Source organism: Mesorhizobium sp. 128a (assembly GCF_053848025.1).
In genome coordinates, this window is sequence record NZ_JBSPKY010000033.1 from 1 (window position 1) to 19356 (window position 19356).

General features: G+C 58.0%; 14 protein-coding genes and 2 pseudogenes. 1 reads left to right on the forward strand and 15 read right to left on the reverse strand.

The genetic code is table 11. The features are described from left to right. A pseudogene (locus ACWTU9_RS31030) lies at positions 1 to 330 on the forward strand (transposase); the annotation flags it as partial. Here ACWTU9_RS31030 and ACWTU9_RS31035 read toward each other — a convergent pair. From ACWTU9_RS31035 to ACWTU9_RS31105, 15 genes and pseudogenes are all read right to left on the reverse strand, one after another. Beyond that, complete coding sequence (locus tag ACWTU9_RS31035; RefSeq protein WP_455861642.1) at positions 292 to 2478, reverse strand: hydantoinase B/oxoprolinase family protein; 2187 nt, start codon at positions 2476 to 2478, stop codon at positions 292 to 294. The pseudogene ACWTU9_RS31030 and the gene ACWTU9_RS31035 sit on opposite strands and share 39 nt — an antisense overlap. After that, positions 2475 to 4523 carry a hydantoinase/oxoprolinase family protein gene (locus ACWTU9_RS31040; protein ID WP_455861643.1) on the reverse strand — a complete coding sequence of 683 codons (2049 nt, stop codon included), beginning with the start codon at positions 4521 to 4523 and terminating at the stop codon, positions 2475 to 2477. The genes ACWTU9_RS31035 and ACWTU9_RS31040 overlap by 4 nt, the downstream gene beginning before the upstream one ends. A gap of 157 nt (positions 4524 to 4680) precedes the next feature. Beyond that, positions 4681 to 5373 (reverse strand): annotated as a pseudogene (locus ACWTU9_RS31045) (transposase); the annotation flags it as partial. A 384-nt stretch (positions 5374 to 5757) separates the two neighbouring features. After that, the gene (virB11, locus tag ACWTU9_RS31050; protein ID WP_455861644.1) at positions 5758 to 6753 is read right to left on the reverse strand and encodes a P-type DNA transfer ATPase VirB11; all 996 of its coding nucleotides are present in this window, start codon (positions 6751 to 6753) and stop codon (positions 5758 to 5760) included. Further along, positions 6750 to 8174, reverse strand: a complete 1425-nt coding sequence (locus ACWTU9_RS31055) for a TrbI/VirB10 family protein (RefSeq protein WP_455861645.1) — start codon at positions 8172 to 8174, stop codon at positions 6750 to 6752. Before ACWTU9_RS31055 ends, virB11 begins: the two co-directional genes overlap by 4 nt. A 15-nt stretch (positions 8175 to 8189) precedes the next feature. Further along, entirely contained in the window at positions 8190 to 8906 is a 717-nt protein-coding gene (locus tag ACWTU9_RS31060; protein ID WP_455861646.1) for a TrbG/VirB9 family P-type conjugative transfer protein, read from the reverse strand. A gap of 42 nt (positions 8907 to 8948) precedes the next feature. Next, the gene (locus ACWTU9_RS31065) at positions 8949 to 9623 is read right to left on the reverse strand and encodes a virB8 family protein (RefSeq protein WP_455861647.1); all 675 of its coding nucleotides are present in this window, start codon (positions 9621 to 9623) and stop codon (positions 8949 to 8951) included. Between the two features lie 30 nt (positions 9624 to 9653). Beyond that, positions 9654 to 10829, reverse strand: coding sequence for a type IV secretion system protein (locus ACWTU9_RS31070; RefSeq protein WP_455861648.1), 1176 nt, complete (start codon positions 10827 to 10829; stop codon positions 9654 to 9656). 5 nt (positions 10830 to 10834) lie between these two features. Continuing rightward, positions 10835 to 11653 carry a type IV secretion system protein gene (locus ACWTU9_RS31075; protein ID WP_455861649.1) on the reverse strand — a complete coding sequence of 273 codons (819 nt, stop codon included), beginning with the start codon at positions 11651 to 11653 and terminating at the stop codon, positions 10835 to 10837. 130 nt (positions 11654 to 11783) lie between these two features. Continuing rightward, positions 11784 to 14006, reverse strand: coding sequence for a VirB4 family type IV secretion/conjugal transfer ATPase (locus ACWTU9_RS31080; protein ID WP_455861650.1), 2223 nt, complete (start codon positions 14004 to 14006; stop codon positions 11784 to 11786). A gap of 118 nt (positions 14007 to 14124) precedes the next feature. After that, positions 14125 to 14586, reverse strand: coding sequence for a VirB3 family type IV secretion system protein (locus tag ACWTU9_RS31085; RefSeq protein WP_455861673.1), 462 nt, complete (start codon positions 14584 to 14586; stop codon positions 14125 to 14127). Next, complete coding sequence (locus ACWTU9_RS31090) at positions 14481 to 14792, reverse strand: TrbC/VirB2 family protein (RefSeq protein ID WP_455861651.1); 312 nt, start codon at positions 14790 to 14792, stop codon at positions 14481 to 14483. The genes ACWTU9_RS31085 and ACWTU9_RS31090 overlap by 106 nt, the downstream gene beginning before the upstream one ends. 971 nt (positions 14793 to 15763) lie before the next feature. Then, entirely contained in the window at positions 15764 to 16120 is a 357-nt protein-coding gene (locus tag ACWTU9_RS31095) for a hypothetical protein (RefSeq protein WP_455861652.1), read from the reverse strand. Between the two features lie 804 nt (positions 16121 to 16924). Further along, a complete protein-coding gene (locus ACWTU9_RS31100; RefSeq protein WP_455861653.1) occupies positions 16925 to 17956 on the reverse strand; it encodes a LacI family DNA-binding transcriptional regulator in 1032 nt (343 codons plus the stop codon). Between the two features lie 296 nt (positions 17957 to 18252). After that, entirely contained in the window at positions 18253 to 18945 is a 693-nt protein-coding gene (locus tag ACWTU9_RS31105; RefSeq protein WP_455861674.1) for an OmpW/AlkL family protein, read from the reverse strand. Positions 18946 to 19356 lie beyond the last annotated feature (411 nt).

Below are 19356 nucleotides of genomic sequence, written 5' to 3' on the forward strand. Positions count from 1 at the left end.
AACCATGCACCCGGCAGTGTCGCTTCAACAAACTCCACGCTTGACGCCCCAACTGCGATTAGACAACAACCCCATCAATCTCGGCTCGCACAAGGGCAAGGCCGTGCGTCGAACCATCCGCAAGGTCGGGGCCAAGCTGATTCTCCGGCCCAAATACTCACCCGACCTCAACCCCATCGAACAGTTCTTCGCCAAGCTCAACACTGGCTTCGAAAGGCGGCCAAACGGACGGCCGAAACCGTCTGTCAGGCGATCGGCGAAATCCTCAACCGTACGACACCCCTCGAGTGCTCAAACTACTTCGCCAATGCAGGATACGACCGGAAATGACTTCATCCCGCTCCTAGCGCGGTGGGCATGACCCCGCTCGCACCTAGCCTCGGTGCTGTTGCGCGCCAGGCATGTGCAATAGTCCTGAAGCTGCGGATAGAGTCTTATCAACTCGTCGAACAATATATCGATGATCTTGGCGCCATCTGTCGCCGTTCCGTCTGCGATTCTTTGATCAAGCATCTCGAACACGCGACCCTTTAGGAAGAAGCGCCATTCCACTGGAACCCGGATCAATCGCTCGGTTAACACCGCGTAACGTTCTCTTGTCCATCGTTGTTCGTGCGCACGACGATAAACCCCAAAGTCGAATAGCTCCGGGCTGATGGAAACGTCCTTCAGTGTACGCAGCTTCTGTGTTTGGTCTTTGTCTAATCTACCTTCAGATACGGCGACGCCATAAAGTTCACGTGCATCTTCTGACGTTAAATAGCCACACCGCATGTCGGCCAACACGCGATCCGGATCCCGTGTCCTAGGATCGCCGTACCCTCCACCCCCTCCACCCGCACATCGGATCACATCGCCCGGCATGCAGGAAACCAGGTCGGTGTTCCCCAAATCTTCCTCCTGCGGGGTGCCAGGATTACGCGTGAAAGTGGAAGTGCGTCCCGCTAGGCCGCCGTTCAATCCCCAAGCGCTGAAGTACGAGCGATCGCGGTTTCGCGCCGTAATCATCGTATTAGGAGAGAATACCTGGAATTCCATCACTGTGGCCAACCCGCCGCGATAGCGCCCAGCACCACCGCTATTGCGGACCAACCCATAGCGCCGGATCTTGATGGGGACTTCGGCTTCGTTGATCTCGACGGGTGTATTCCGCAGGAAGGCGAAATTGGCCCCTGATCCATCGGAACCATCTGCATGCATCGACCCGCCTGCACCGCCTCCAATCGGTCCGATGGACGCCATTACCGTGCGGCCGTCACGGCCCATGCTGCGCACGTTCAAGAGCGACATGCCAGATGATGGGCAGGCAGGCAGCCGGTCCGGAGCAGCACGAGCGAACGCACCGAACACGACGACCTGGAGCACCATGCACGTCAAGCTACGCATCCCAACGGCTGCGGGGGGGTGAGGGTTCAAAACTGTACCTTCTGGCAGGATACAGCGCGCGATACGCAGCATACCGGCGTTTAGAAGCAGGTCAGGATTGAGGGAATAGAGCACGTAATTCAAACCGACCAGAGCAAGTGCGTGGCGCTCATGGCCTCCGGTTGGAACGTTCAATGACGAAGAAAGCTGCGGGTCGCTCCCCGTGAAGTCGAATTCAAGAAGCCCATCTTTGATGCGAAGCGTGAGGGCAACACGCATGGGTTTGCCGTTGACAGCAGAATCTTCATCCGCGTAGTCGTCGAAGAAATACTCCCCATCAGGGATCGTTCTGGCGACGGCGCGCGCTTGCTGTTCGGAATATGCCAGCAGGGCTTTTGTTCCTGCCTCGAAACGGTCCGCACCAAGCCGATCGACAATTTCAATGATCTTGCGCTCGCCGGTAACAAGGCTCGCCAATTGCGCGCTGAGGTCCCCGCGGTTCTGCTCGGGCGCTCGAACGTTTGCCGCCATCAGCGCCAATACCTCCTCGTCGATCACGCCACCGCGAACAATTCGAGTGGGTGGAAACCGAATCCCTTCCTGGTGGATTTCCGTCAAAGTTCTCGATAGGGAGGCCGGCACCGCTCCTCCCATGTCGGTATTATGAATATGCCCACCAACAAAGCACACCAGTTTGTCGCCGTAGAATACAGGTCGCCAGACTACGATGTCCGGTGTATGCGTGGCGACGTAGCCACTATAAGCGTCGTTGGTGAGCCAGATGTCGCCAGCTCTGTATTCCTGGACGAGTGCAAGCAATGGACCATAGTCAAGTCCCGCATACCAGGTGGCACCGAGCGTTCGAGGCGATGCAAATGTCAGGCCCGAAGGTGTCATTATGGAGCAGGAGAAATCCTCGGTCTCCTTAACGAATGTCGAGTGCGCCGTGCGCATAAGCGTGAAAGCCATGCTCTCGGCGGCGGCCACGCAGTAGTTCGCAAAGATTTGCAGTTCCGCCCTGTCGAACTGCTGGATTTCCTCCTCCGCTCGGTCATTGGACGGACAGTTTACTTCTTTCGCCGATGGATCCCGTACTTGAGCGATTCGGTTCATTTCGGGGCCCCTGCTTTTATGATAAGATTTCCGAAGGTATCGACCGCAACCGTGAAGTCGGGCAACACGCAGGTCGTCGTGTCGTCCTGAACGACTATGGCAGGCCCATTGAAACACTGCTTCCCCCGCAGCGACGTTCTCTCAAAGACCGGGACCGTCCGGTTTTCGCCGTCCATATAACAGGACATCGTCTGGGCAGGCCGAGGCTGGGATGTGTCTTCTACTATCTTGGGCATATCCGGTTTTGGTGTTTGGGCGCTGATTACCAGACGCAGTGCGATAACCTGAACTACGCCCTTGTCGTCTCGATGGCCGTACAGCTTTTGGTGGGCTTCGTGAAAGGCATTCCGAACCGATTCAGTACCCTGTTCAACAAACGACAAGCCGGACAGGGGAGTGTCGATTTCAAACGATTGACCACGGTAGCGCATGTCGGCCGACAAGCTAATCCGCGCGGTCTCGTCGGTACCGATCTCTTCGCAAAGCCATTCACGAGCCTGCCGCTCCATTGCCAGCCGATCATTGTCGAGCCGACTCAATGCATCGGCATCGAGAGTGCAGTAAGTGGTCTTGATAAAATCGTTTTTTGTGTCGGCGATAAGTCCGCCAAGAGCGCTCAAGACACCGGGTATTATGGGTACCACTATTTCTTTCATGTTGAGCGCGCGCGCCAAATGGCAGGCGAGCATCGGCCCAGCTCCACCAAAGGGCAACAGCGAGAACGCTTGTGGATCAATACCAAAGCGCGACACAAGCCGGCTTACCCCGGCGTACATACCGGAGACTGCAACCTTGATAATCGCCTCGGCTGTCTGGCACGCTTCTTGCCCGATGCTAGCACCGAGTCTCTCGATCGCCTGAGTTGCCGCTTCACGGTTCACCGTCACCGTATTGTAGCCGAGCTCGGACTGGCCAAGAATCCCGAGCGCCGCGAATGCGTCCGTGATTGTCGCGCGTGTGCCACCGCGCCCATAACAGACCGGTCCCGGGTTTGAGCCGGCGCTGTCCGGTCCAACCTTCAGGACACCGAATTCGTCAACCCAAGCCACCGAACCACCGCCGTCGCCGATGGATGTGACTGACACAGACGGGATGTGGATCTGGAAGTCGCCAATGTACTCACCTGCGGCGAACTGGGGCTGGCCATCGACGATCAGAGCGACATCGGCTGTTGTACCGCCAATGTCCAGGCTCATACAGTTCTCGATACCGCATTGCTGTGCAACATAGGCGGCGCCGATCACTCCGGAGGCGGTTCCCGACAGGATCATCTGCACGCAGTTCGATTTGCCGTGCTCGGCGCTCATGACGCCGCCGTTGGATTTCGTAACCTTCAGCTCCGCCGAGACGCCTGTCTTGGTCAAAGCGTCCTGCAGACGCGTAAGGTAGTGAGAGACGCGTGGCTGAACGTAACCCCCAATCACACTCGTCAACGTTCGCTCGTACTCGCGGATGATGGGCCAGACTTCGTGCGAGCAGGAGACAAACAGATCGGGCCGCGCGTGCAGCAGGATCGCCTTGACAGCTTGCTCATGCACAGGGTTGCGGTAGGCATGCAGCAGCGACACGACAACTCCCTCGCATTGTGCGGCCTCAATTGATTTGAGTGCTTTGAGCACGCTTGCTTCATCGACTGGGATCTCAATCGTTCCGTCGAAATTCAGCCGTTCGATAACCCCAAATACGCGATCGCGAGGCACTAGTGGCTGCGGCCTGGTCGCCAAGAGGTGGTACATATCGGGGCTTTTCAGCCGTGCCAGGTCCAGCACGTCCTCAAAGTTCTCGGTCGTGATCAACCCCAGGCGCAATCCCTTGCGCTGCACGACGGCGTTCACACCAACTGTGGTCCCGTGCGTAAAATAACCCACGTCCTCGGGGCGGATCCCATAACGCTGCTCTAGCATTCGCATGCCGTCGAGGACCTCGGTGCCCGGACTATCGGGCCGAGAGAAAACCTTGAGTGTGCGAACGCTGCGCGTTTGGCTGTCCAATACTGCGAAATCAGCGAATGAGCCGCCAATATCTACGCCAATTCTGAGTGTCACGTTTCAAGTCCTTCATTAGCTTTCGGCGCAAACGCATATATCGCGTACGCAGTGTTCTCAGGGCATGGCCCTGAGTTCAGACGCGTGGATTTAAGCCCGAGGCAGAAGATCGTCGATCTGGCTGTTTGGGTGGCCACGGGTGAGGATTTCGGTGATGGAGCCGAGTGGCTCGACGCGGTTGTCCAAGCAGCCGCTCGTGCACCGGACGTAAATGCCAGGCGGCACGGCCGACCCAGTCGGGAGCGATCGAGATTGATGTCTTGCCGGCCATAGATCTGCGCCTGACGATAGAGTGGCAGGTGGTCAGCGAATTGGAGACCAGGACTTGGGCGGCCGCGGCCGCGGCCTCGATCCCAAGGCCGCCTTCGATCAGGCGGGCGGGCACCGGAGCCTGGACAATCACATCCTCGCATGGGCGCGGCAAGCATATTTGGGCCGGCGCACGATGATCGCACGCAGCTGCGCCGGCACGATGTCGAGCCGCTCGCTCACGTCTTCGCCGATCCAATGCAGGCCTTGCGACAGCACGGGGCTTCGATGTCGACGACCATCTCGTGCGCGGCAGAGGGGGTGGCGACGCGCGGTTCGTCCGGCGTTTGGTGATATGCGCCTGACGCGTCCTACGAGCAGCCTGTTCGTGCTCCTCCACTTCGGACCCCTCGATCTGCTCAGCTTCCTCAGGCCCAGCAGCAGTTGGTCTTTCCGGCAGCGTCTCAGTACGGCGGCCGAAGCGCTGGCGCTGCAATTCTTGATGATCTGGATCAGGCGGGCATTCTCGATGTCGCGCGCCAGGACCATCGCGTTCAGTGCAATCCGGATCGTCGGGAGGGTGGTCAGCCGGCATAGCCATGAGCAGATCAGACCATATTTGCCGACGGCTCGCGACACCGGAATCGAGGCTGATTCACTTCGTCGCGGGTCAGCCAGCCTGGCTGGAATGCGGGTCGGGCGCGCCTCGCGTGTAGAGATTACGCCCAGTTCATTGTCTGCCGTCCCAGTCAGAGCGTCGGGGCACGTCATGGCGTCGATGTCACCCGCGGCGGCAACGAGCTACACAGCATCCGATCGTCAGGCAAGCGTTGCCGTTCAGGCTGCTTTGCACCTGCCGCGTGCGCGACCATCATCGAACCACGACGAAAATTGCAGAGCTCCAAGCATCTGATCGACACCTGGACGGCAGCTCACGTTGGCGGCACGCAGATCCTAATCAGGCCATGCCATGGGGCGCTCGCGCCTAGTTCTGCGAGGGCAGGTGGATTTCCAGTACGCCGCGCCTGCCCTGCCGGCGGCCGACCTGAATGACCAGGTCAATCGTCTTTTTCGCATAGTTGGCAACGTCGGAATGGGACATCTGCACGCCAGAGCGCATCACCATGAGTGCGAGCCTATCGAAAGCAAGTTCGGGACTGTCTGCGTGGATAGTCGATATCGAACCTGGGTGGCCGGTGTTGATCGCCTCAAGAAAATCATAAGCCTCGATGCCGCGGATTTCGCCAAGGATGATGCGGTCAGGGCGCATTCGCAAGCAGCTTTCCAACAGTCTCGATGGGCGGCGGGCGGAACTTTCGTTACGGTCTGCGATTAGCCCCACTTGGTTCTTGTGTGGCGGGTTAAGCTCCTGTGCATCCTCGATGGTAATGATCCGCTCGGCAGGGTCTGACATGGCCAGCAAGGCACGCGCGACCGTGGTCTTGCCGGAGGAGGTGCCGCCCGAAATGAGAATGTTGAATCTCTCGTCGATGGCCTGTCGAAACAGACCATGCAAATTGCCGACGCTGGCCATTTCCTTAATTGCCCGGTGACGCTCGCGGCGGTTGGCATCCACTGTGATCTGGCCGCCGTCGATGAAGTCTATCTTGGCACCGTCCAAAGTCCGCTTCAGATATTTGCGGATGGTCAGCGACACGCCCATTTCGACCGCAGGTTCGACAACGACCTGCACCCGCAACGAATTCCCCCAAACCACGACTCGACCGGAGACGATCGGATGATGGGCCCCAAGGATGTTGCGGGTTTCTCCTGCCAGCTGTGCTCCAAGCCGCTTGATGGCACCAGGCGGCAAGGCCACGTCGACCTCCTGCATGTGCAGCGCTCCGGCCGCCTCGACGAAAATGGACCCGTTCGGATTGATCGCCAATTCGTTGATATTGTCATCGACCAGGTAGTCTCGGAGCGGGCCCAAGTACTGCTCCACATATGTTATGTCGCGGCTGGTCTGGTGGTCATTCATCGGATAATGAGATCCTGATTGACAAAGACTCGGATTTCCTCGCCCTGAGGGACACGAACGATGGGAGGCAGGGAGAGATATTTGTTCAAGGTAGCCTCACCTTGATCGCTGAGTGCTCCAGCGATCTTCGATGCGGTCTGGCCACCAGCATTGCTGTTTCCTGATCCGGCACCCCCAATGTTGATGGTCGCGCCACCTTCTCTGGAGGACTTGTTGCTGCTGGTCAGGCCGGGCATGATCGAGGGCAGAGCGGTGATGGCGCTGATGAGGACAGCTGCACCTATTTTTTTAACATAGCGGTTGTCCACGTTACCCTCGGTGCCGGCGCGACCAAGCAGGTCCGCCCCTGTGGAGCCGAGGGCAATGGATTGGCCATCGGGAGTGACTGCTCGGTTCCAGGCGATGAGCACGCGTTTTTGCTCAACATCCACCCGATCATTGAAGGTGCCGATCAGGCTCGTACCCGCCGGCAGCAGAATGCGAGAACCGTCGAAGGAGAACACCGGTTCGATCACTTGGGCGCGGATATTTCCGGGCAGTTCTGTATCAATTGCCGTTTCAAGCACGGCGGAGATTATGGTGCCCTGCACGACCGTATGTGAAGGAGCAGGGAGAGCACGAGACACCGACGTTTTGACCTCCGAGCCGGCGGCAGAGGCTAGAAAACGATCGTTTGCGCTCAGGTCTTCGGAGGCTTGTCGCGCACCGTCGGCTGAAGCCACGCCCGCTCCAGATTCATCTACGACAACGCCTGTCGATTCCCGTTGTCTGGTCGCGATCTCGTCCAGTTGACGGCGCCTCTCGACGTCGAGCTTGGCGACCTCCTCGGTACGTGCGCGCTCTTGTTCCAAACGCAACGCTTCGGCACGAAGACGTGCGTCTTCCAGGTTCCGCTTCTCGCGCTCGTCCTGGAGCCTCTGCGTTATGTCTTTGTTGGACCGGTCCAGCAGTTTCTGGACGTCAGACAGCGAAATGTCTGAGCCTTTGTTGGCCCTCGCTACGGCAACGATTTCCTTGCGCAGTTCTTCGAGCTGCTTGTTCATTTCGGCGTTGGGACTAGGCCTTGGCTCAGTTCCCGCAGGCGCCTCGGGAGCTGGAAAATCAAGCCGCTGTTCGTTCGCGATCGCGCGGTCGACTTCCAAATCAACCTGCGAGGTTTTCTGCTCATCCTCGTCGCCGAACCCGACTGCCTTCAGCGCTCGAGTTGGTCCGACAGCCATGGCGCAAGCAACGGCAATTCCGACCAGCAACATGCCGGCGGGCACAACCCAGCCGACACTTCGACGCTCAGATTGAGCAATGTGGCGAGCTCGGCGTTCCTCAACGCGTTTTTCGCGGTCCACATCGATAGAGGCATCAGCTACTGTCTCTGCGGCAAGGCGATCTTGTCGAGTGTCAATATCGCTCGACCTGTCCGGCACGTCCCAATCCTTTCCTCACTTGTTTTTTTGCGATTGCACGGCGTCTGTCTTGCCGACACAGACAGCGTCATCGCCAATTCTCATCACCCAATAGTCGCTGGTCCCGTCGACGATGACGCGGTCGTCGTCAGTGCGCGAATTGACCAGCTTTTCCTCGCCATGATTGCCGACGCTGAAGATTGCGGGCCGGGGCGCGCCCTTGGGCAGGACGAAAGTTGTCTGCAATGTATTGTCTGTCACCGCGAGAGGACGGAACCGGGCATGGCCCGAGACCATGTAGTTGTGATTTACCGGTCCGCCACGGGCAAGGCTCTTGTCCGAGGCCCTGGACTGGTCTGGATAGGTGAAGACGATCCGGAACGCTTGCGCGGCACCCGCCTTCATGCCCGCCTTTATCTCGCCGACTGATCGTAGCTCGAACGTATAAACGCGCTGGTCGGTGTAGATTGTCATATTTGTCAGGGCTTGGTCGATAATGGGTTTCAAGCTCACCACATTGCCCATCTTCAGCTTGATCACTTGCCAAGATGCACTGTCCCCGATGAGGATCGATTCTACTTTCTCCCCGGCGTCAAATTGGATCGCTGTGACCGATTTCAAATATAAGCCAAGCTTGTAAACGTTGTGCTCGTCATATACATAACGTTTTATCCGTGCATCTGCAGCAAATCCTACAGGCGATTGCTCGGCCATGACGGGCGCCATCAACACTGCGCTGAAAAGCAGTGACAATGATAAGCTCTTTAGCATTTTTGTCTCAATAATTTTCAATCTTTAATTAGCGGTTTCGGCGTCGATCCGGTAAGCCACAACATTGAAGCCAAGCGGGTTTTTCCACACTGACTCCAAAGTGGCATTTACCTGTGGTTTGAACTGGTAACCGACGGTGACAACATAACTGCGCTCGACCGTGTCGTGCCCCTTTTCTTCTCGATGCTTGACGATGCGCACTCGGGCGAGATCCGTCGCGTTGCGGCGGTCCGAAGGGGTCAAGGAGATAGATTTGATCACAACACGAACCCGACCCTCATTGCCGTAGATTTTGGGTGGATATTGAGGCGAATCCGAGCGCCAGGTCTGGGCCAGCGTTTGCTTGGCATTGTCCGATGAACGCGCCATGACGTCTGGAATTCGGGTGCTGTTATCGGCTGGATCGTAAGTCTCGCGGTCGACAACATAGGAAACGAGTTCTGCCTGAAGGACCGCCTCCTGCTGATCGAGCGAGGCAGGCCGGACCTGGACGATCTTTTCAGCCTCGCCGGTGGTTTTATCGACCATCACCACATACGGCGTGGTTTCCTTGAGCGGCAGTACGATGACGAGGGCTACCAGCGACAAAAGGCTTGCGGCGGTGGCACAGACTGCGATTCTTGCCCAATTGTTGCGCTGATCGCGAAGGTTGAAAAAAAGCTCGTCTTCGAATGCATGCTGCGTTGCATGTTCAGCCACGCGTCCCTCCTATTCTGGTGTGCGTGCGTTTCAGCGGTAGAGATTGGCCTGTTCAGGAGACAAGGTCCCGTTGCCGCCCGAGCGGGAAGCGCCGCCGGAAGAATTATCAGCGGCGGCTGCCCTGCCACTCGGTTTCGGCGAGGAATGACCGATCATGCCGCGAGCAAGAAAATCATCCCAGCGCTGCCTCCGGATGTGTGCGCTTTGATGCATCGACCTTGCCGCCGACATCGCCGCCCCGCCCACCGAAGCGCCAGCGCCACGCGCGGTGCTTGCCGCCATTGCGCCATCTGCCAACCACCGGTTTGAGGCCCGAAGCCTGTTGTGAGCACTTTTAGCCATGCCAGCTACGGCCCCCACTGCCCCGGCGCCAACGGCGGAGACAGACGCAGAAGCTAGGGTGCTTGCCATCGTCGGGACCATGAACAGGAGAACCGTCACAGCGATCATGATTGTCGGGAACTCGAATCCGCCCTCGTCGTTGGCTAGGATTTGGGCGGCGACATACAGAACAACAGTCATCAGTGCGCTGGTGAGCAATGGCACAATCACGAAGCCCATCGTGAAGCGCGTCCAGCTCTCGAAATGTTGCCTGGTTTGAGGCATCATCAGCATGATAATGGCCAGAGGTGCCAAGCTGATCGAAACTGCAAAGCCTACTTTTGCAATCAGTACACTAATAGCGCATGCGGCGGTAAAAAACGCGCCAATGATCAGAATGAGCACACCCATAAAGACGTTTCGGAGCGCCTTGCCGACCTTGAAGACCGGAATATTCGAAAGGTAGTTTCCGCTGATGGTGAAAATCGCGTGGGCGAACTCGTCCATTGCAGAATACGTGTCCGTTATCCGCTCAGGATCGAGCACATCCTTATTCTTTGTGGGGATTTGCTTTGCCGCCCCGCGTAGCATAATCGCCGTGTAGTCGCCGGGCACATCCACCAGGACCGTATAAATGCCATGGAAATTCACCCACATCGTCGCGAATGAGTATATCAGTATATATCGCACCCCCCACAGCAGGTATATCGAGTAGTTCACGGGTTTGAATTGCGTTATGTGATTCACCGCGATGAACAACAACGCGATCAGCGCTAAGGCGGCAAGCAGCGTTCTGATTGGGTCAGCAACTCCAACGAAAATTGTCTCCGCATAATTAACGAGGGCGCCGTCAATCGTGTGGGCAATTGTTGAAATGATAGCCATGATGGTTACCTGTTGAAGTCGCCAAACAGGTTTTTGACCGCGTCCGGCTCGGCGGCTTCGGCGCCTACCGACATGAGGTAGGTTCCTGCCACCGAGGCGATCGCCGCCTGGGTGCGAAGCGTTTCGTTCAGCTGCTGCGCGACTTCGATCATCACGCGTGTGTTGATGTCGACGCTGGTTTTCAAGTCACTACTGGTGCCGAGCGCTGTGACATAATCATTGATCCTGCCCATGCTGTCGTTGGCGCGCCTGTAGGAGTCCTCCGCGGCAGACGCAGCGACAGCGCCTTGAGCCGCTGAATGAGCGACCATGACGTTGCTGAGGAGCTTGTCGTTGCGTAACGCAAATGCTTCGTCCAAGCGGTAGAGCTTGCGAATTTTGACAAGCGCTGCCTGAATGCCATCGGAGCCAACCGTCTCTCCGTTCAAGGCAGCGTTAGCCATTTCCCACGGCCCTTGCCCTGCCTTGCGGCCCGCGACGTCTGCCTCGCCATTGTTCTGCGGGAACGGCTTTGGCCCAGATACGGCAGCAAGCTGTGCTTGAGCCGCGTCCTGGATCCGGCTTAGCAGCTTTTCAGCTACGTGCGCCGACGTAAGCAATTGCGTGGTGCCCCCGCCCATCAGGCGGGACAGCTCAACCATATATGTCAGCAGCTCGACAGCGTTCTGGTCGTAGCTTGCCTGCGCGCCGTCGGGCGCCGCAGGCAGCGCCGCGATAGGCGGCAGGGGCACAGGCGCGATCGCGCTTTCTTGGGCGTAAGCCTCATGAAGCAACAGACCGGTCCCGAGCAGAAGGCCAGTCGCAGCCTGGAAAAAATGTTTCATGTGACGGTTCCTTCGGCTTGACGGTCAAGGGTTTCCCAGGTGCAGACGCAATTGTTCTCCCGCGTCGCGGGGACGGATTGGCAGGCGGTAAGGGGGACGAGTATCAATGTGAGAAAGATCAGGGACCTCCTCATTTCAGCATCTCCATTTGAAAATTGGGCACATTGCGCCATTCGGCAGGCGCGTCTTGCCCGCGTCCGCCTCCCAGAACGTCGATTCCCCTACCAATCGACCCGAGCGCGAAATCCAGAACGACGCTGTCACCGCCCGATTTCAACAGCACGAGGTGGTTGCCAACGTTACTTGTCTGAAGGAACGCGCTCTCCGCGGGCGTCAGGTTGAGGGGTGCGAGCTCGGCTTCGGTATTGTAGGCGCTGGGATAGATCAGACGCGTGACGGCGCTTTCCAATATGGCGTCGCCGGCGGCGCTGTTGATGAGGTGCGACACACGCTGTGTCAGGAGAACGACCGCAACGTTTTTCTTGCGCATCGTTAGCATCCAGTCCTTGAGGCGCAGTTCGAAATACGAATCGTCGAGCAGTTTCCAGGCTTCATCTAGGACGAGCAGAGTTGGAACTTCGTCTTCCACCAGCCGTTCCACGCGCCGGAAGACATAGCTCAGCCACGCTGTGCGGACGACGTCATTATCGAAAATTTCTGTGAGGTCAAATGCGGTGATCCGGCTGTCGAAAGCGAGCGCATCGACCTCCTTGCCGCCGAACAGCCAGCCGAACTGGCCAGTTTCATCCCACCGGCCAAGCCGGTTATGGAGGTCGCCATCGTCGTCCGTCGCACGCAGCTGGCTACGGAACTGTTCGAAATTCTGGAGGCGAGGGTCAGCTGTCGCGTTGGCCTGAACGGCATCGTTCAGGGCTTGAACCTGCACCGGCTTTAGTTCTCCTCCTTCATTGCTGGCCAATGCCATTAGCCAATCCGACAGCCACGCTGTGCCGCGGTTGTCTGCCTCCGCCCGCATTGGGTTGAAGCCTGTTTCCTGGCCCATACGCACGGAAGAATACGCCCCCCCCATGGCGCGGGCCGCCATCTCGAAACCATTGTCCTTGTCGAAAAGTATCATGCGAGCGCCAAGCCGTTGGGCCTGGCTAAGCAGAAACGCGACACCGAGCGTCTTGCCGGATCCGGTTTGGCCAAGCACGAGCGTGTGAGCGACCGTGCGCTGACCCGGCTTGCCTGGTAGGTGGAAATTAAAACGGAACGTTTCGCCGCTCGCTGTCGGGAAGATTGTCACGCAGTCGCCCCAAGGACATCGCTCCGGTGGGTTGCCTTTCGGCAAGCCGTGCATGGCGCAAAGTTCTGCGAAGTTCTGAGAGGAGATCATTGCCGCTCGTGTGCGGTAACTGAAGTTGCCAGGATGCTGGGCGAAATAGACGGCCCGGGCAGAGAAGCTCTCGCGCACGATTGCAGCACCTGCTTCCTGCATGGCGCGCGTGACATACGCCATGGCCTCCTCAAGCTCCTCGCGCGTTTCGCAGAACACCGCGATGCTGCAATGATGGTCGCCAAAGACGACACGACCGGATGCAACGTCGTCCTCGGCCATTTCGAGCTGTGCCATCAGGGAGACGGCCGCATCCTCTGCCGCCCTCATCTGTTTGCGCACACGAGCGATCTTCCCTTGGGCGGCAATGTTATCGATTGGAGTAAAGCTCTGTGAGACGACGGTATCGTAGGGTAGGTTGAGCCTGTCGAGGATTCCGGGAAAGGTCTCGGTCGGATAGTCCTTTACGGATATGAGGGTGCCGTAGCGTTTGAGGCTGGGGTTCGGATGGTCACACTCGAAGACCCTGCCGCGGAACGTGACTGTCGAGGTTGCCAGGAGATCAGCGACCGGGACAAACCTCTTGCCCGGAATCAGAGGCCCACTTGATCCGTCGGTCAGCGTGCGCAACATGCCGAGCCATCGGCCATCCAAGACCGTGAGGCGGCGAGGCTTTGCCTCACTTAGACTGACCATGCAGGTTGTGATCATCTGGTCGAGGCGGACCGCGCGCGCGGCGACCTCGTCACGACTATAGCTATCCTTGTGGGCAAACAAATTGACCAGTTTGGTCAGTTTTTTCGGTGGCCGGATCACCATGGTGATCATCGTGACACGATCGCGCAGCCCGATGTTCTCAAGATAATGGCGCCAGCGCCGGTCGATCTCCTCGTTAAACGGATCTCCTTTGAGCGGCCGCAAGTTGGGCCGAGCGGCAACGGATATGCGGTGAACGTAGTACCCAACATTACCGCGCTGTTGGGCAATGAAGCGAGAAAACGCGTTACTCAGCTCGGCTGTCTGCCGGCTGTCGATTGTGTCGGCATTGACGCCTTCGACGACAAAAGCGCCCATTAGATCGCCGTCCCGCAACATCAAGGTGACGTCGTCAACGCTGCTCAGATATGGCAGTTGGCTGGCAAGTTGGTCGCTTTTGGGAGCGCCTTGTCGCATCGCCCGACGGGGAGGTGCCTCAAGCACGGTAGACCAGCCCTTCGCCTTTCAACAGTGCCGCGCTCATCCGAGTGCTTTGCACGGTTGCGATGAAGACATCGATTATTTTTGGATCATGGGCGGCCAGCGCACGCAGCGCGCCGTAGCCAATACTGCCCACCACCGCCAGGTAGATGAACGATTGGGTGATGAGGAAGCCCAGCATGACGGCACAGATGAGAACGACCAGATATGTGATCGGCAACCCCGCAAAGGCGACCTCTCGCGTCAAGCCTATGAAAAGCGTCGTGCGTTGAATGGTCTGTACTCCATTGAAACCGCGACGCAGCCCGCAGCTTTCGAGAAAAATGAACAGGGGACGGCGCCGGATCGAGATTATTTTGGGCTCAGACCATGGACGAAACTGGCGCCGCCAAAGACGATCGCGATGCCAACGATAACGGATACCGCGAACGTCCAGTCCATCCGGCCAGTCATGAATGAAAAGCCGACGGCGATGACAGCCAGGGCAGAGATCGCAACGCCAATCGGGCCGGTGATCGCTGCCACGATCGCGTCAAGAAATGTTGTCACACCGTTGAAATCCTGAGCGGCGCTTGGAGTGGCAAAAATCAGGGTCACGAACGCAGCAGTGCAGGCGATCGAGAAGACTTTTCCGTAGTCAAGCTTAGTAAATAGTTTATTCATATTTTCCCTCTTGGAATGTTAAACTTTGGACAACTCACAACATGATATTGTCTTCAGCCATACTTTTGCTTTTGACGTTTTCCTAGCGACCCCTCGAGAGCTCGCGGCACTCGATTCCACGCGCTTTGGTCGGATATAGCCTTGCCGGGTCGTGAAGATATCATGCTCTCTCAGATGACCCTGTTGTCCTACTTACCCACGGATCTGGATCAATGAAATCTCCTATACATGTGCCATTCATCTGTGCAGCTGTCTAAGGGAATTGGGTTTCATTTGTAGTGTTGAGCATATTTCATTCGTAACAAAAGAAGAGATGACCTGGATCCCGGCGGGAAATCCATGAAGTGAGCGAGACCGCCGCGCGCCATCATGAAAGCCCGAAGGCCTGGAGAACTGGGTCGAGGGTGACGGAAGGCTTGGCCCGCTTGCTCGGTCGTTCACGACAGTACCCGGCCGATGGCCCGCTCGTTTGCGATGCATTTTGTACCGGATGGGAGGCCCAGCCGGGGCAGATCACAGACCATCTGGATACGGGACGGCGAGCGGGCATTGCTGGTGTTGCGGAAGCTCGCGCACCGATTGGCTCAAATCGCGAAATGCCTTCGGCGGGAGAGCCGCGCACGCTCGATTCTGAACCGATACCGAGCTCACCGGCTATTCGTCGTCCCTTCAACCTCCGCCTCGCCGCTGCCGATATGTGGGGCGTCTGGGCCCTGATGAGGTCCGTGCCGGCAGCCGGCGCGACCAGCGCGGCTGCCGGAATCGGTGTTGTGCGCATGGCCGGGCTGCCTGGGCCCCTAGTTTAGCAGTCGGTCGGAGACTGTTAGTTCACGCCACATCTCAGAATCAGACCGAGGACAAATGCAACTGATAGCTGGGAAAGAGCTTAGCGGTTTTGCTCCACGGATCGCATTCATACGTGCTTTTGGGTGGACTCGGGATCCGATCTGACGCTTCAGAGGCTTAACCTCTTAGCGTGCTGGCAGTGTGCTTCTTACGGACATTTCGAACACATCGAGCAGGATTGCCAGTCCGACCCCGCATGCTGTGAGGATGAGGCCGAACATGAAGATGCGGTTAGCGCGGTCGAAAACCTGCCGGCGTAGCGAGCCTACGTCAAGCAGTATGGACAGCGCCCGCATCTGCAGCGCGATGCCGCCCAGGATGGGTGCGACGGCGAAAAGATCATGCAGCTGCCACGGCACCGGGTTCGCCGCCCAGTGCGTGACGAAGCCCAACGAGAATGCGAGCAGGATGCCGACGACGGTGATGGTGCCATTGCGGAACATAGTCTCGATCAGCTCTTCCTTCGGATCCTGCTCGTCCAAGCTATCCTCCATTACCGCAATCAACCGGATCGTTCGCGGGCCGGACTAATGTCGCCCGAAAATGCGTAGCGGCTTTTGAGATACAAGAGAATTGCGCCAGTGGAAAGCTGGGTAGATCGCACCGGCGGCATCAGAGCCGGACATCGTCGCGAAGCGGCCAGACAGACGGAAGTGGCGTACGCGGAACCGTCATAAACAGCAGCAACGGGGCTGCACGAGACCCCTCTTCCTGTTGCTGAAACGACCAAACCGGGCAGTAGTGCCAATAGCCGTCATGGCGAACATAGGTATCCGACTGGGACTGTAGGTCGCATAGCTGCCAAAGCAGAGCCGCCGTCTACGACGACCATGGACGCTCGGCGGCTGCTACTGGCGATCTTGGTACCGAGCGCTCTGGCGGCGGATAGTGGTGATCAGGCTGGAACGCGGTGGAATTACGCTTCGTTTGGGGATTCGCCCCTGTATGCTCGATTGTCGGGGCTGCGGCTCATTAAAATGGGCGCGCTGAAAGGCCCTCGTAACATCATGTTTGAAACCAGGTGCACCGGCCAGGAGTCGCCCTCACCTCGGGAAGGATGCTGACAGAGGCGTCGCCGGGGATCTCACCCGGCTCGCTTCAGCAATGCCCTGCTTGGCTGCGGAGATCGAGTTGAGGATCGACTCCGGGCGGAATCAGAGCCGTTTGCCCATAGCCGGTTCAGGCCTGAGATCTGGGCTCAAAGCGAGGTAGCCGAACTCGGCCTCGAGATTTGGATGGTCACGGCTCCGTTCCGATACCACCACCGCAATGCCCGGACACATTATTTATATGTTTTCAGGGAGATAGATGTCGAACGGAAGAAATGTCTGCCCCGGCGTGGTCGCGCAACCGGTTTCGATGGCCCGGGCCATCAGCGTCATCAGCTCCTGGCAAAGCCGGCGCAGTGGCGTGGCGACCGCCATCGTGATGACGCCATCGGCGAGCGCGGCCCGTGACTCCGGCGTGATCTCGTTAACGATGGCGACAATGTCCCTGTCTTTGCCTTCTTCTCTGATCGCCGAGATTGCGCCCTCCATGCCGCCGCCGGCGACATAGAAGCCGACGAGCTCGGGTTCACTCTGGATCATATCCAGTGTTGCCTCGTAGGTGATCCGTCGCGTGTCGACGCTCATGGGGATGTCAAACACCTCGAACATCGGCGCGCGCTCACGAAAATAGGAACGAAAGCCGATTTCCCGAAGCTCATGAGCCTGGTAACGCTCACTGACCGCAAAGACCGCCACCTTGCCCTGCCGTTTTGCGGCTTTGGAAAACATCCATGCTGCTGTCCGCCCGACCTTGCGGTTGTTTAGGCCGACGTAACCCTCGCGAACGCCGGCGGCGAAATCGGAAAGCAGCGAAAAAACTGGGATGCCTTTCGCTTTGAGTTCTTCGACGGCTGCCGTGATCATCGGATGGTCCGGCGCCACCATGGCGATCGCGTGGCAGTGGCTCCCAAGCTCCTGGAGAGGTGCGATCAGATCGCCCGGCACATGCGACGGCACGAATTCGATAAGCGAGGTGCCGTGGAAGGCCTCTGACGCATTGACTGCGGCTTCGATTTCGCGCGCGAAGTCTTGGTAGAAATGCTGTGCCGGTTTTCTGAGGACAAAGCCAAGCTGATAGCGCGGCGGATCCGGGTTCGCACGCCGCTCGACACGGCCGGCCGCATGAAAGCCAATTGCATTGGCCGCTTCGTAGACCCGCAGCGCAGTTTGCTTCCGGACCGGATGGCGGGCGTTCAAAACCCGGTCGACGGTCGCCACGCTGACTCGGGCTTCGCGGGCGAGATCCACAATCGTTGGTCGCTTGGCCATGAATCCGATTCAGCTGACTTTCTAAGGAGGAGGATACGTCGATGACGAAGCTTAATAAAATCCTTTCGCGCTTACATTGATGCCGCGATCCGGGAACCTGTGTCTTCCGAAATCGGGCGGCCGCGCCGAGAGCCCGTTTTTCGAAATTGAGGATGAGCGTTTTTACCTATGAAATTTGCGAGCATGGACGAGGATCGTGGCCTGAGAGACGTGTCTATGCGATGCTCGTAGTCGCGCACGAGGCGGCTCGCAAGACCACGAGCTTGGCGGCACCATTTGGACGGTGCCGCCTTGGATCAGAAGCGGTAGGTCACGCCTGTGCCGATCAGCCAAGGATTGAGCTTGGCTTTGCCCGTGACGTTCGTGCCGCCGACCACTGCGTCAAATTTCGGCTCGAGAAAGAGCTTCTTGACGTCGAAATTGACGCCCCAGTGCTGATCCAGCGCGTAGTCGAATCCGACCTGCACAGCGCCGCCGAATGTGTTCTTGACGTCGAGAGCGTCGGCGCTTCCAGTGTCCTGGTTATAGAAGACCGTGTAGTTTACGCCCGCGCCGACGTAGGGCTTGAAAGCGCCAAAATGGGTAAAGTGGTATTGCAACGTGAGGGTCGGCGGCAGCACCCAAGTCTTGCCGATCTTGCCCAGCCCACCGATCGTTCCCTCGCCGTAGATATTGGCGTAGGTAGTGCCGAGTACGAGTTCAGCGGCGAGATTGTCGGTGAAGTAGTATGTAAAGTCCAATTCCGGAATCACCGTATCCGAATAAGAGAGGCCGGAGCCGGGAATTCCGTTGACGTTACCCTTATCGTCGGTGATCACCCCCAGCGCACGCAAGCGAACTTGCCAGGGGCTAGGTTCGACGACGTGGACCGTGTTCTGCGTCACACCCCCCAATTGTACATCCGCTGCCACCGCCTGCTGCAGTCCTGTCAGGACAAGGGCAATGCCAAGTGTGATTCCGCGTCCCAGCCTTATCCAGTCTCTCATCATGCTCTCCTTGAAATCCGAAATTCGGGTGCGCGGCAGCAATGTCAGCCGTGACAAGACGCTCGGTTGATCTAGATCAATGATGGAATGGAATTGATTGAAGTGACACATTTCTTCACAAAACTGTCATGTGATCGCGGACCCCGGCAGCAAGGCGACGCATAGGTTCAAAAGATCGAATAGCCCTGTTACGCGGCAAAGCAGTCGCAAGGGGCGCAGACTTGGAGTCTGGCATATCGCGATCTGATCGTGGCAGGGGCCGAGCCCAGTCCGATGCCTTTGAGGCGGCTCCTTTGACAGTGAGCAGCATCATCCGCTCGGTGACGTTTACGGCGACCCACATCGTCGGCGGACCCAAGGTCTATGCCGTGATTCCCTGACCAAATCACGGAGCCCTCTGCGACAGCCCTGCCC

What these genes read in the sequence shown, in the direction of transcription:
- ACWTU9_RS31035 (WP_455861642.1), bottom strand. Translation starts at nt 2,478, where the DNA reads ATGAACCGAATCGCTCAAGTACGGGATCCATCGGCGAAAGAAGTAAAC.
- virB11 (WP_455861644.1), bottom strand. Translation starts at nt 6,753, where the DNA reads ATGAATGACCACCAGACCAGCCGCGACATAACATATGTGGAGCAGTAC.
- ACWTU9_RS31070 (WP_455861648.1), bottom strand. Translation starts at nt 10,829, where the DNA reads ATGGCTATCATTTCAACAATTGCCCACACGATTGACGGCGCCCTCGTT.
- ACWTU9_RS31075 (WP_455861649.1), bottom strand. Translation starts at nt 11,653, where the DNA reads ATGAAACATTTTTTCCAGGCTGCGACTGGCCTTCTGCTCGGGACCGGT.
- ACWTU9_RS31080 (WP_455861650.1), bottom strand. Translation starts at nt 14,006, where the DNA reads ATGGGCGCTTTTGTCGTCGAAGGCGTCAATGCCGACACAATCGACAGC.
- ACWTU9_RS31090 (WP_455861651.1), bottom strand. Translation starts at nt 14,792, where the DNA reads ATGAATAAACTATTTACTAAGCTTGACTACGGAAAAGTCTTCTCGATC.
- ACWTU9_RS31100 (WP_455861653.1), bottom strand. Translation starts at nt 17,956, where the DNA reads ATGGCCAAGCGACCAACGATTGTGGATCTCGCCCGCGAAGCCCGAGTC.
- ACWTU9_RS31105 (WP_455861674.1), bottom strand. Translation starts at nt 18,945, where the DNA reads ATGATGAGAGACTGGATAAGGCTGGGACGCGGAATCACACTTGGCATT.